The sequence below is a fragment of the Nitrosomonas sp. genome, from assembly GCA_016703745.1.
Taxonomy (GTDB): domain Bacteria; phylum Pseudomonadota; class Gammaproteobacteria; order Burkholderiales; family Nitrosomonadaceae; genus Nitrosomonas.
In genome coordinates this window covers 572422-584887 of sequence record JADJBK010000006.1, presented here as the reverse complement: position 1 = coordinate 584887, position 12466 = coordinate 572422, and the positions used below count along the sequence as shown (strand labels likewise).

Here is a 12466-nt window from a genome sequence, read left to right as displayed (position 1 = left end):
ACATGAGATTCTATAAAAAATATTTGAGGAAGTGACATCATGGGATTTCTGGTCAACAAAAAAATACTAATTACTGGTCTGCTTAGCAGTCGTTCCATTGCTTATGGTATTGCGCGTGCAATGCACCGAGAAGGAGCAACGCTGGCATTTACTTATCAATCAGACGAATTGCAGGAACGTGTCAGAAAACTGGCGGCAGATTTCGATAGCAAGCTGCTGTTTCGCTGCGATGTTAGCAAAGATGAAGAAATTGACCAGTGTTTCCAGCAGCTGGCCGGTTGCTGGGATGGGCTCGATGGCATCGTACATTCCATTGCATTTGCGCCACGTGCAGCTTTAGCGGGTGATTATCTGCAAAGTGTGACGCGCGAGGCTTTCCATATTGCGCATGATGTGAGTTCGTATAGTTTTGCAGCATTAGCAAAATCCGGGCTGTCATTAATGCAAGGCAGGCAAGCAGCGTTGCTGACCCTCAGTTATTTGGGCGCGGTACGCGTCATGCCAAATTACAACGTAATGGGTTTAGCCAAGGCGAGTCTGGAGGCCAATGTGCGTTTTATGGCTTCTAGTTTGGGAAAACATGGGATCAGAGTGAATGCGGTCTCTGCTGGACCGATCAAAACACTTGCGGCATCTGGTATTGGTGATTTTGGGAAGCTATTAGGGTATACAGAAAAAGTTGCTCCACTCCATAGGAATGTCACCATTGATGAAGTTGGTAATGCCGCTGCATTTTTGTGTAGCGACCTTGCCAGCGGTATTACCGGGGAAATCACTTATGTGGATGCAGGTTTTAATACTGTTGCTTTTGATTTGTAGCCTGTTTTCCAGAACCATGGGCTCAGCATTGAAGTATAAAACCTTGGAACGCTAACGTATAGCCCACTCTGTGGGCTTATATTTTTCCGATATAGTGACACTTGGTATGGGATGATTGCCTGTGATAGAAACAACTGGTTTTAGTATCGCCTCGTTATCATAATCCGCAGACCCGTGAAAACCGGTAAGTTTTTGTGTATTCCGGGAGCAATTGACGTTCGTCAGTTATGTCTGGTCAGACTCGTTCGCTAATCCCGCACCGACGAATACCATAAACGGTTAAGGTAGCGTTGGTACAAGGTGTCAGTTAATTAATCGTCACGTGGAAAAATAGTGTAAGCATTCTTTGTTAGAATAGCGCTTTTTGTGAGACCGGGCTTTAAATGATGGAATCTACCTTTTTAATCGACAACATGTTTTTTGTGATCGCTGCCATGTTGAGTGGCGGGATGTTGCTATTTCCTCTGATTATGCGTCATGGTGCAAAAGAAATCGACGCGCAGCAGGCCGTTCGGTTGATCAACTACGAACATGCTGTTGTATTGGATGTGAGAGATGATGGCGATTATGCCAGTGGGCACTTGCCTGACTCCGAGCACATTCCACAAGCATCGGTACAGGAACGCCTGGGCGAACTGGAAAAATACAAAAAAAAACCTATTATCATCATCTTCACACCAAATTTGCGCGCAGCACAGACAGGTGCAATTTTGCATAAAAATGGCTTCGAACGCGTATTCAGTCTTAGTGGAGGTATTGATGGCTGGAAGCGAGAGAATCTTCCACTGGTTAAAGAGTAGCCGATCGTATTTTTTAGCAGGAATTATTTACCTATGCCCAAGGTTATCATGTACGTTTCCGGTTTTTGTCCATACTGCACCATGGCAGAGAAATTATTACGCGCGCGTGGTGTGGAAGAAATTGAAAAGATCCGCGTGGATTTACAGCCGGAACAGCGAATGGAGATGATGCAGAAAACGGGTCGTCGTACCGTGCCGCAAATTTATATTGGACAAACCCACGTTGGTGGTTACGATGATCTGGCATTGCTGGACCAAGAAGGGGGAATTGTTAGTTTGCTGGCAAACTAAAAACCATGTATCAATTTTAATTAACGTATCTACCGGGATTAAGCATGACTGAGCAGAAGCAACCAGTTTTCGTTATCGAAAAGATTTATGCCAAAGATATTTCACTGGAAATACCCAATGCACCCGAAATTTTTCTGGAACGTGAAGCGCCGGAAATTAATTTGCAACTGGGCACAAAAGATGCACTTATCAACGGTGATATTCATGAAGTGGTGCTAACCGCGACCGTAACAGCCCGCCTGAAAGAAAAGGATGTCGTGATGTTTCTGGTTGAGGCTCATCAGGCTGGTATTTTCCGGATTAAAGATGTTCCAGGTGATGATATTGAACCGGTACTGGGTATTCTGTGCCCCAATATTCTGTTTCCCTACCTGAGGGAAACAATCTCGGATGTTGTTACCCGCGCGGGTTTTCCTGCGGTTATTCTTAATCCAGTAAATTTTGATGCGATTTATCAGCAAAAAAAACAACAGCAAGAGCAAGCGCAAGCTGATGACAATACATCAAAAGACTCATCTCCACTGGATAGTGCCACCAAGCATTGATTGATGGGTGATCGACGCATTGGTTGCAGGTATTATTGCCTGCTCTTTTTCTTCTGTGGACTAGTCTTGCTGCTTTCTTTCAGTCAGGTGATGGCGGATGAGAAAAATACAAAGCTGTTTCTTTCGGTCGTTAATCCAGCATCCCTGCTGTATGATGCCCCCTCGCACAACGCTGAGAAATTGTTTGTTGTCAGTCGAAATTTGCCGCTCGAAATGTTAACCAGACTGGCAGAGTGGACTAAGGTGCGAGATAGTCTCGGACGCGTTGCCTGGATAGAGAGCAATAACCTGAGCACCAAACGCTTCGTCATTGTCAATACGGCTATTGCTAATATCCATTTATCTGCTAATACTGCTTCTGATATCGTATATCAGGCTGAACAAGATGTAATCCTGGAATGGCTTGAAACGGTTTCTGGTCAATGGGCAAAAGTCAGACACCCGGATGGTGATACCGGATTTGTCAATACTGCTCAGATCTGGGGATTATGAATATTCTGGTTCTGGGTGCTGGTGCTTGGGGTACAGCACTATCCATCCACCTTGCAACTCGTCATCCAGTCACTTTATGGGCACGCAGTCAAGATCATCTGGACGAGATGCTCCAACATCGCATGAATCAGCGCTACCTGCCTGGGCATAATTTACCAAAATCTATCCAGCTTACTGCTCAACTAAATAGCGCAATAAGGCAGGCTGAATTGATCCTGGTAGCTGTTCCCGTTTCTGGTTTGCGAGATATTCTGATGCAGCTGACCGCGTTAAACTGTGCGCTCCCACTGGTGCTTGCCTGCAAAGGATTGGAAGTGTCCTCTGCAAAACTTCCACATCAAATTGTATCGGATGTCTACTCACCCACAGCTTTGTGTGGTGTACTATCCGGACCAAGCTTTGCCCAGGAAATAGCGCAAGGTCTACCGGCAGCGCTGACATTGGCTGCGCATGATTCCCATTTTGCTTCAATGATAGCAGGCAAAATTCACACTACCTATCTACGCGTTTACGCCAGTAGTGATGTCCTTGGCGTAGAAATTGCTGGTGCACTCAAAAATGTTATTGCGATTGCCGCCGGGATTGCCGATGGAATGGCGTTTGGTAATAATGCTCGTGCGGCCCTGATTACACGTGGACTGGCAGAGATAACCCGGTTAGGAGTGGCACTTGGTGGATGCCATGAAACTTTTATGGGTCTGGCAGGCGTGGGGGATTTAATATTGACCTGCACGGGTGATTTATCCAGAAACCGTCAGGTTGGCTTGTTATTGTCTTCAGGAATGCGCTTGCCGGAAATCTTGTCTCGTATTGGTCATGTCACTGAAGGCGTCTATACTGTAAGTGAAGCACATAATTTTGCAGGTAGACTGGGTGTTGACATGCCTGTTACAGAAGCGGTTTACGAAATCTTATATGAAAATATGCCGGTACAGGACGCAATCCAGACTATGCTGGAAAGAGAGCCGAAGCCGGAAGTGTGTCATTATAATAATTGATTTAAATCAATATGATATTTATTGAGTAAATCTATAAAAAAATAAAAAACCCATACAAATCAAATGATATGGCAATAAATAACCGGAAATATTTACGTATCGCCGCTTGACGAGCGCAAAATGCCTTGATATAAGTGCACCTGCACTATTTTTGAATTATTGTTTTATATTTTAGTAAACCTTGAAACAAGATAAAGGGGAATGTCATGAATAAATCTGAACTCATCGATGCTATCGCTCAATCTGCTAATCTTACTAAAGTTCAGGCTGGTGAGGCACTGAACGGCGCTTTGGCTGCTATCAAGAAATCTCTTAGTGAAGATGACAGCGTCACTTTGGTAGGCTTTGGAACATTCAAGGTAGGCAAACGGGCGGCACGAACTGGCCGTAATCCACGAACAGGTGCAGCCATCAAGATAAAGGCGGCCAAAGTACCTAAATTCACCGCTGGCAAAGCACTTAAAGATGCGGTAAAATGACCTGCTTTGCAACAAAGTGTCAGTAGCGAGGGTGCTTAGCTCAGCTGGTAGAGCGTCGCCCTTACAAGGCGAATGTCGGCGGTTCGATCCCGTCAGCACCCACCATGCAATGTGCCTGAATGTGTTAAAATGCAAGAATTCTGCAGTCAAATTAGCTTAACAGTAGCAGGAACGACCAGGAGTGGTAGTTCAGTTGGTTAGAATACCGGCCTGTCACGCCGGGGGTCGCGGGTTCGAGTCCCGTCCACTCCGCCATAATTTTCAAACAAATTCGGACGCGATTCCGATTCATAATGCATTATCGCAATCCCTTCAAGATGTGTGCTTTACGGCAGTTTTAACCGTGATATCGATTCACCTAAATATTGTAAATCGCACACTGCTTCTACCTAATTTTCTGGATTTTTGCCGTGTTTGATTTCGTTCATAAAAAGAAAACTATTGTTCAGGTTGTTTTGTTCATTGCGGTTCTGCCATTTATGTTCTGGGGAATCCAGTCATATCGTGGTGACGGCACTGAAGGTTATGTTGCCAAGGTAGGTAGCGAAGAAATTAGTCGCCGTGATTATGAGCAGGCATTACGTAATCAGCAGGAAAACTTACGAAATATGCTTGGAGATAAATTTGATAGCACGCTACTTGATAATCCTCAGATGCGATTAAGTGTGCTGGAAAATTTGATTCGGCAGAAATTGGCACAACAGGAAGCCGCTTCTTTGGGTTTGACAATTCTTGAAACGCAGCTGGCAGCAGAAATTCAGGCAATCAGTTTTTTTCAGGAAAACGGGAAATTTTCTCTACAGCGTTATCAGGATTTACTGCAGCGCCAGGGGATGTCTGCGAGTTTGTTTGAATCCAGACTAGCTAATGAATTAAAGCAGCAACAGCTTCTGGAGGGAATCACCAAGAGCGTGATTATGCCGGAAGCAGTAACTGAAAAACTTTTTCGTTTAAGTGACACCAAGTACAACATTAATCGATTTGCGTTACATTCCGATCAGTTTGTCGACCAGATTAATCCGGATGAGACTGAAATACTGACCTATTATGACAATCATTATCGTGATTTCATGCTGCCTGAACAGTTAAGGGTTGCATATATCGTTCTGTCGATTGATGAATTGGCAAAGCAGGAGGAAGTGACTGCGGAAGAAACCAAAAAATATTTTAGTGACCATCCAGATGAATTCGGTCGCCCGGAAGAGCGTCGTGCCAGCCACATTTTACTGACCGCTTCAGCAGAAATAACTGAGGAAGCCAGAGCCGAGATTAGGAATAAGGCCGAACAGCTTCTGCAGGAACTGCAACAAAACCCTGAGAGATTTGAAGAATTGGCAGCAGAAGTATCCGAAGATCCTGGCTCCGCCAAAATGGGAGGAGATCTTGGTTTTTTTGGCAGGGGTTTAATGGTTAAAGCATTTGAGGATGAGGTATTTTCTATGCAGCCGAAGGAAATCCGTGGGCCGATAGAAACCCTCTTTGGTTTCCATATTATTAAACTTGCTGAGATTAAATCAGCTGATGTAGCAAGCTTTAATGAAGTGAGTGACCATATTGAAGCGTTGCTTAAACATCAGAAAGCATCAGAAAAATTTGGTGAGCTTGCTGAAGATTTCCGGAATATCGTTTTTGAGGAAAACAATACATTACAGGTAGCGGCAGATATGTTTAATCTCCCTATACAAGAATCTGACTGGATTAGCCGTCAATCAATAGAGCCGCCACTTGTCACGCATCAATCGGTATTGGATGAAATTTTTTCACATAATGTTATCCATAGCCAATCTAATACTGGGGTAGTTGAAGTACAGCCTGACACATTGCTTGCTGCTAGAGCACTTGAGCATCGACCCGCTACTGCCCAATCCATAGAATTGGTACGAGATCAGGTAATTTCTCGCTTAAAACTACAGTTGGTGCAAAGTCTGGTTTCTGAAAAAGGACAGGAAATTCTGGCTCGCCTTCAAGCGGGAAAAACGGATGATGAGTTGGATTGGGGGGGAGCTGCTGAAATTTCTTATACTCAGGCGCAAGGTATCGATCTCGAAACCTTGCGTCTAGTCAGCCAAGTTGATACAAGCCAGGTATTTCCAGTTTATATTGGAAAATCAACCCAACAGGGCGGATATGATCTGATCAGAATTAACCAAATTACTGAATCTGTCGGGGAGCTGGCAGATGGAAAAAATAAGGCTTTTATCAACCAGCTACAACAACTTCGCAGCCAGGAAGAGTTGGATGCCTATCTATCCGGACTCAGACAGCGCTCAGAAGTGCAAATTAAAGAAGAAAGCTTTTAAACTAGTCCGTGTTTGACTGACACCCCTGTCGGTCACCAATCTCCTTGAGTATTTTGTTGTCGCAAGCAATCGGTAAAACCCTTTTACGGGGTGAACTCATGAGCTTATGGGCTGAATAGATACTTCTTGGCCAGTCTTTTCTTTGTCCGTGATGACAGCACCAATGGGTTAAAATAGAGCTTTCCGAATCATTACTATCTTTTATAAATGATTAAAGTTGGCATCGTTGGTGGTACCGGCTATACGGGTGTTGAGCTCCTACGCATATTGGTGCGACACCCGGAGGTAACGATAAAAGCAATTACTTCTCGTCAGGAAAGTGGGCAGGGAGTTGATGTTCTTTTTCCAAGCTTGCGTGGTTTGATTGATCTGCAATTCAGTGATCCGGCACAGGCTAATCTTGAGCAATGTGATGTCGTTTTTTTTGCAACCCCTAATGGAGTGGCGATGCATCAGGCAGCCGCGTTGCTGGCTGCAAATGTAAAAATTATTGATCTTTCTGCTGATTTTAGAATTAAGGATATTCTGCTATGGGAAAAATGGTATGGGATGAAACATTCTGCTCCCGACTTGATAGCGGAAGCAGTTTATGGATTGCCAGAAGTTAATCGAGAAAAAATACGTCATGCACGGTTAATTGCGAACCCAGGCTGTTATCCGACAGCAGTACAGCTGGGTTTTTTCCCGCTGATCGAAGCCGGAGTGGTAGATAGTGATTGTCTGATAGCGGATACCAAGTCGGGTGTATCCGGGGCGGGGCGTAAGGCAGAAGTGCCTATTCTTTTTGGAGAGGCAGCTGATAATTTTAAGTCTTACGGTGTACCAGGGCATCGTCATTTGCCGGAGATCCGGCAGGGGTTATCCGAACGGGCGGGTAGAGCTGTTGGTTTGACGTTTGTGCCACACTTGACTCCAATGATTCGCGGCATTCATGCCACACTTTACGCCAGATTAACCAAAGAAATTGATTTGCAGGCGTTATATATGGATCGCTATCGGGGGGAACCTTTTGTCGATGTGATGCCAGCAGGCAGTCACCCAGAGACCCGTTCTGTTCGCGGCTCCAATATTTGCCGGCTTGCTGTTCATCGCCCGCAACAGGGTGAGATGGCAGTAGTTTTATCCGTAACAGATAATTTGGTCAAGGGCGCGGCCGGACAGGCAGTACAGAATATGAATATAATGTTCGGGCTGGGAGAGGTGACTGGTATTGATCTCGTTCCTTTACTACCCTAAACCCTCGATATGATAATAAGAGATAATCAAGCAGATGCGTAGTAAAACCAATATCAGTGCACCGGTTATGGTGGTAAAAGCCCATGTACCTTGGTACAAACGTGTACTGTTAACTGCCATTGGTTTGCTGCTGGTTGCTTTGCTCGCTTATGGTGCATATGAAACTGGCAAAGGAACGGGCACAGTGGATAGTGGAAATGTTGCCACTAACGATCCAGCACTTGAGCAGATACTTGAAGCCAGTAATTGCCTGAAAAAATATAATGAGGCGCTTTGTACACAGATAGCCGACCTCGTGAGACAACTACAAATTAGTAATGCCACACGAGTGGATCTAGCCAAGCAGGTAAAATCGCTGGATGAAGAAAATGAGCGCTTGCGTGAAGATTTATCACTCTTTCAGCGGTTGATATCCGGGAATGATGAAGCTGCAGATGCTGAGCTCGTTATCCATCGATTTTCACTGGAACCAAGCCAGATCCCAGGCGAGTATCTTTATACACTCTTGCTGGCACAGGGTGGCAAGCGACTCAAGAATTTTATAGGTAATCTGGAATTTGCCGTTGAATTAAAACAGGATGATGATAAGAAATTGATTTCCTTGGTGGATGAGAATGCATCTAAGGGATTCCCAGTTAATTTTCGCTATTATCACCGTTTGGAAAAAAGCTTTCAGGTACCTACGGAGACAGTCGTTGAAAGTCTGCAGGTCAGAATATTTGAAAATGGTGAAAGCAAACCTATTCTGACAAAAACAATCCAGTTACTCCCTTGAGGAATCCACATGTTTTGGCAAAAAAACAAAGCAATCAGTCATATTGATACCCTGATTGGATCTAATACCGCCATTGCGGGCGATATTCATTTTGCAGGGGGGTTGAGAGTGGATGGGCGTGTGTGTGGCAGCGTGGTGGCAGAAGGCGAATCACTTTCCATGCTGGTGTTAAGTGAGCAGGGCGTGATTGAAGGCAAGGTGAAAGTGACACATATGGTGGTCAATGGTACGGTCAAAGGCCCGATCTATGTTGAACAGGAACTCGAGCTGCAGTCACATGCGAGAATTATGGGGGATATTCATTACCGGTCTGTTAAGATTCACCAAGGGGCCTCAGTGGAAGGGAAAATGATTCGCATAGAAGGGGTCCAATCTGAGAAGCTGGTCACTCTGATTGCACCGCCTCAGCAGCAGAAGAAAACCAAAGAAGAAAGTGACTAAAATCAGGATACGGGTCTTAAGATCCGTTAAAAAACTGCGTCGAACAGCACAGCGGCGAGGAACGGTTACCCATCAACCCGTATTTTTCCAGTAAATGCCGAAATTGCAAAATGGTGCTTTCATCCGGCACGGCTTCCAGACGAATGCCGCAAAAACGGCGCAGTGATTCAATCTCATACAGCGCATCTTCCATGCCCGGATCGGAATAGTTGTAGATAATTTGCGCAACATGCGCGCGCAGCATCAATTCCAGGGCAAATGGTTTGCGGCCACGCCCATTGCCTGGCGCATAGTGTGGTTCAATAACATCAATCATGGCCTGCCAAGGCAATAACCCGTCAAGTTGATCGAGAAACTTCTCGCGGCGCGTGACTTTGCCCTTATTGGCGTATTCGGCATCAGCAAAACTCATCTGTTGGTAAGGTTTCATGAATGGCTTCTCGAAAAAGTTTGATGCAGAATTATATCGGTGATCGGTTATCGATCAGAGGCTCCTTAAGTCTCTCCCGCAGATATCACTGGTGTGCATTTCTTTGATATGGCCGTGCGACAATTTGTCGCATTGACTGGTAACGGATGCACTATAGAATGACTTGTTCCAGACAAAACCAATTAAATGGAGGGGTTGATGAAAACGATCATAGTGCAGGTAACAGAAATAGCTGTTTTTTTACTGGCGTTACTGGTGGTTTCGGGTTGTGCATCATCTAATTTGCCCAAGACGGACATACTGGCTGAAAACAGGTCGACAGCATCCTCGGAGGTTGGTAGAGCGGATGCACCGGGTGCCGTGAAGGAAGGGGAGCATAACCATCGCGCTCAAAAAATGCCGCCTAAGCCAAACGGGGTGATTAGTCTCGATGTCGTTGAGAAAAATGGGAAAATCTATCTGCTGTTGGGAGAACGCGAAGATGAAGCGCAATCTTTGGTGCTCCAAGCTTCCCGAGATGGTGGCAAGAGCTGGTCGCAACCGGTTGCGGTTGATGCCGGCCAAACCTTTGCTCCATTGCTGACACGCAGTAACGACGCACGCCTTGCGGTTTCCGGTAATAACTTGCTGGCTTTTTGGACGAGCTTTAAGGAGGCGGCGCCATTTGGCCGTGGCCCCATGGCAGTGGCGTATTCTGCCGATGGTGGCCAACACTGGCAGCCTGGCGCCAGCCCAGCTGACTGGCAAGAAGGTTCGCACGCTTTTTTTTCGGTGGATGGTAATGGAAAACAGATGCATGCAGTATGGCTCGACAGTCGTAATGGACCTTCGCAGATTAAGGGTACACAGGGTATGCGCCATGCTTTTTCCAGGGATGGTGGCAAAAACTGGAGTCAGAACGTTACGCTGGACGATGTAACCTGCGCCTGCTGCTGGACGGCCGCTCGATTGCATAAGGATGCGCTCTATGTGCTGTATCGGGATAAGCAGCCGTCTGACATGTCGATGGGCGTTCTGCGCGGGCAGGAATGGCAGCATCTCGGAACAGTAGGTGAATTCAACTGGTTTTTTGAAGGTTGTCCGCATGTTGGTGGTGGCATGGCTTTCGGTTCCGGTAAGAATGATCAATCCGTTCATGCGGTCATTGGGACGGGATTGCCCGAGCAGAGTGGAATTTATTATCTACATAGCGATGATGGCGGCAAAAACTGGGCGCAACCTGAAAGAATGGGAGATGACACCGGGCTGCATGGCGATATCGCGATCGACGCTAATGGCAGGCTGGTAGTGGTATGGGATGCCCTTACTGATGATGGATTAGCAATCTATGCCGCAGAACGGTTGCGTAATGGAACGTTTACCGAGCCGGTCAAACTTTCTGCGTCAGGTATCAGAGCGGCATTTCCACGTGTGGTAGCTGCCGGGAATAAATTTCTGGTTGTGTGGACACAAAGCAAGGATGGCAAACGTGAAGAACTGGCCATGCAGCACTTCTGATCTACGACTATTTATAGAGGCCAAAAATGAAAAAGTGGATGATCTATCTTATGCTTGCTGTGTTGTGGCTGGCACCAGCCTGTTTTGCCAATCCTCAATCGGCGACAATTCACCCTTTCGTGAAAGGCAGCTTTGCGCAGATTCTGGCCCAGAATGCCGGAAAACCTTTTTTGATGGTATTCTGGTCGGAAACCTGCACCTACTGCATGGAAGAGTTGACTATGCTGGGAAAATTACAGAAAAAATATCCTGAACAAGCAATCGTGGTAGTGGCGACCGACCCCTTTCTGGATGAGAAAATCGTCTGGAAAACTCTGGCCGAACACGATCTTCGATTAGCCTACACTTGGGTGTTTGGCGAATCTTTTCCCGAAATAATTTACCGGGATGTAGATAAAGGCTGGCGTGGCGAACTGCCGTTAACCCTCTTCGTTGATGCGCAGGGAAAGCAGTTCAAACATCTGGGTATTGTCAACGAGGAAATCCTGCATGCCTGGTTTGAAAGACCAACACTTTGAAATCATTAAAAATTCATAAAGAGCTGTACTGCCAGAATATGCTGCATGAGATCTGGTCGCGGATTTTTTTTGGTGTTAATAAACTGGTTAAGGTAGCCAATCTCGAAAACGGTATGCTGATTGAGGCGGTAGAACACCCCGGCGAATCCACGATTCAGGGCAAATCCGTCACGCAGACCGGAATCAGTATTGTTCAGGTTGATAAATAATTCATCATAGAATGCCAGCCCAAAAGCGGGTGAAATAGAGGGCAGGGGAATGGACAGTTTGATAAACTGACGGAAGCGATAACCTGTATCTTCCGATCTGGGAAGGCCGCTGAAGAAGCGTTGCTCCAGGCGAGTGCGACTAGTAAGCGTACCGAATGAAAATTTGTCGCTCCACAGGAGTTGCTGCCAGATACGGTGCTCGTCAAATGCTTTTCTGGCAGCAAACGGCAAGCTGGTGGGTACCCACGCATGACCAAGCCAGACGCTGGTTTTGTCATTGACTGCATAACCGAGACCGTTGCGTACCATGCCTTGGGAGAAGCGGGAAGTATCGTTGCCAAACCTGCCTTGCCCCTCTACCCAGTATTTGAAATTTTTCCAATCCGGATTGATGGCGCCAAAGCTACCCGTTGCGACGAAAACACCCCAAGTCTGAAAATCTTCTTCTATATTCTCAGCTGCAGCAGAAGTGGACAATAAACCAAGCGTAGCCAGGACTGGCCAATATTTGATCGATTTCAGCATAATTTGAGTATAAGTGGTTATCTGGATTAATAAAAACAATGAAGTTATTTAATCTTTATTGAGAATTATTCCGGATTCTAGCATTGATTTTGTGAAGTTTATGTGAGGTAG

13 protein-coding genes, 2 tRNA genes and 2 pseudogenes are annotated in these 12466 nt (G+C 45.9%); 15 read left to right on the top strand and 2 right to left on the bottom strand.

Going from position 1 to position 12466, the window contains the following annotated elements:
- Nucleotides 1–39: 39 nt before the first annotated feature.
- From IPG31_03840 to IPG31_03780, 13 genes and pseudogenes are all read left to right on the top strand, one after another.
- Nucleotides 40–819: an SDR family oxidoreductase gene (locus IPG31_03840; GenBank protein MBK6617520.1), complete on the top strand. Its 780-nt coding sequence runs from the start codon at nucleotides 40–42 to the stop codon at nucleotides 817–819.
- A 383-nt stretch (nucleotides 820–1202) separates the two neighbouring features.
- Nucleotides 1203–1619: a rhodanese-like domain-containing protein gene (locus IPG31_03835; GenBank protein MBK6617519.1), complete on the top strand. Its 417-nt coding sequence runs from the start codon at nucleotides 1203–1205 to the stop codon at nucleotides 1617–1619.
- 33 nt (nucleotides 1620–1652) lie between these two features.
- On the top strand, nucleotides 1653–1910 hold the full coding sequence (grxC, locus tag IPG31_03830) for a glutaredoxin 3 (GenBank protein MBK6617518.1): 258 nt from the start codon (nucleotides 1653–1655) through the stop codon (nucleotides 1908–1910).
- Nucleotides 1911–1954: 44 nt separating this feature from the next.
- Nucleotides 1955–2455, top strand: coding sequence for a protein-export chaperone SecB (gene secB, locus IPG31_03825; GenBank protein ID MBK6617517.1), 501 nt, complete (start codon nucleotides 1955–1957; stop codon nucleotides 2453–2455).
- A 66-nt stretch (nucleotides 2456–2521) separates the two neighbouring features.
- A complete protein-coding gene (locus tag IPG31_03820) occupies nucleotides 2522–2947 on the top strand; it encodes a hypothetical protein (GenBank protein MBK6617516.1) in 426 nt (141 codons plus the stop codon).
- Entirely contained in the window at nucleotides 2944–3945 is a 1002-nt protein-coding gene (locus IPG31_03815; GenBank protein MBK6617515.1) for an NAD(P)-dependent glycerol-3-phosphate dehydrogenase, read from the top strand. Before IPG31_03820 ends, IPG31_03815 begins: the two co-directional genes overlap by 4 nt.
- A gap of 206 nt (nucleotides 3946–4151) precedes the next feature.
- On the top strand, nucleotides 4152–4424 hold the full coding sequence (locus IPG31_03810) for an HU family DNA-binding protein (protein MBK6617514.1): 273 nt from the start codon (nucleotides 4152–4154) through the stop codon (nucleotides 4422–4424).
- Nucleotides 4425–4453: 29 nt separating this feature from the next.
- Nucleotides 4454–4529, top strand: a tRNA-Val gene (locus tag IPG31_03805).
- Nucleotides 4530–4602: 73 nt separating this feature from the next.
- Nucleotides 4603–4679: transfer RNA gene (locus IPG31_03800), tRNA-Asp, on the top strand.
- Nucleotides 4680–4834: 155 nt separating this feature from the next.
- Entirely contained in the window at nucleotides 4835–6724 is a 1890-nt protein-coding gene (locus IPG31_03795; GenBank protein MBK6617513.1) for a SurA N-terminal domain-containing protein, read from the top strand.
- Between the two features lie 207 nt (nucleotides 6725–6931).
- Nucleotides 6932–7960 (top strand): N-acetyl-gamma-glutamyl-phosphate reductase, encoded by a 1029-nt coding sequence (locus tag IPG31_03790; GenBank protein ID MBK6617512.1) that lies wholly within the window; start codon nucleotides 6932–6934, stop codon nucleotides 7958–7960.
- A gap of 34 nt (nucleotides 7961–7994) precedes the next feature.
- Nucleotides 7995–8790, top strand: a pseudogene (locus IPG31_03785) (hypothetical protein).
- Nucleotides 8745–9176 carry a polymer-forming cytoskeletal protein gene (locus tag IPG31_03780; GenBank protein MBK6617511.1) on the top strand — a complete coding sequence of 144 codons (432 nt, stop codon included), beginning with the start codon at nucleotides 8745–8747 and terminating at the stop codon, nucleotides 9174–9176. The pseudogene IPG31_03785 and the gene IPG31_03780 overlap by 46 nt, the downstream one beginning before the upstream one ends.
- Before the next feature lie 73 nt (nucleotides 9177–9249).
- On the opposite strand, the pseudogene IPG31_03775 reads toward IPG31_03780, so the two are convergent.
- Nucleotides 9250–9606 (bottom strand): annotated as a pseudogene (locus IPG31_03775) (transposase).
- Nucleotides 9607–9804: 198 nt separating this feature from the next.
- Between IPG31_03775 and IPG31_03770 the strand changes: the two are divergent.
- A complete protein-coding gene (locus tag IPG31_03770) occupies nucleotides 9805–11103 on the top strand; it encodes an exo-alpha-sialidase (GenBank protein MBK6617510.1) in 1299 nt (432 codons plus the stop codon).
- Nucleotides 11104–11129: 26 nt separating this feature from the next.
- A complete protein-coding gene (locus IPG31_03765) occupies nucleotides 11130–11621 on the top strand; it encodes a TlpA family protein disulfide reductase (GenBank protein ID MBK6617509.1) in 492 nt (163 codons plus the stop codon).
- A gap of 5 nt (nucleotides 11622–11626) precedes the next feature.
- Here the strand turns inward: IPG31_03765 and IPG31_03760 are convergent, their stop codons facing one another.
- On the bottom strand, nucleotides 11627–12355 hold the full coding sequence (locus IPG31_03760; GenBank protein MBK6617508.1) for a DUF2490 domain-containing protein: 729 nt from the start codon (nucleotides 12353–12355) through the stop codon (nucleotides 11627–11629).
- Nucleotides 12356–12466: the final 111 nt, after the last annotated feature.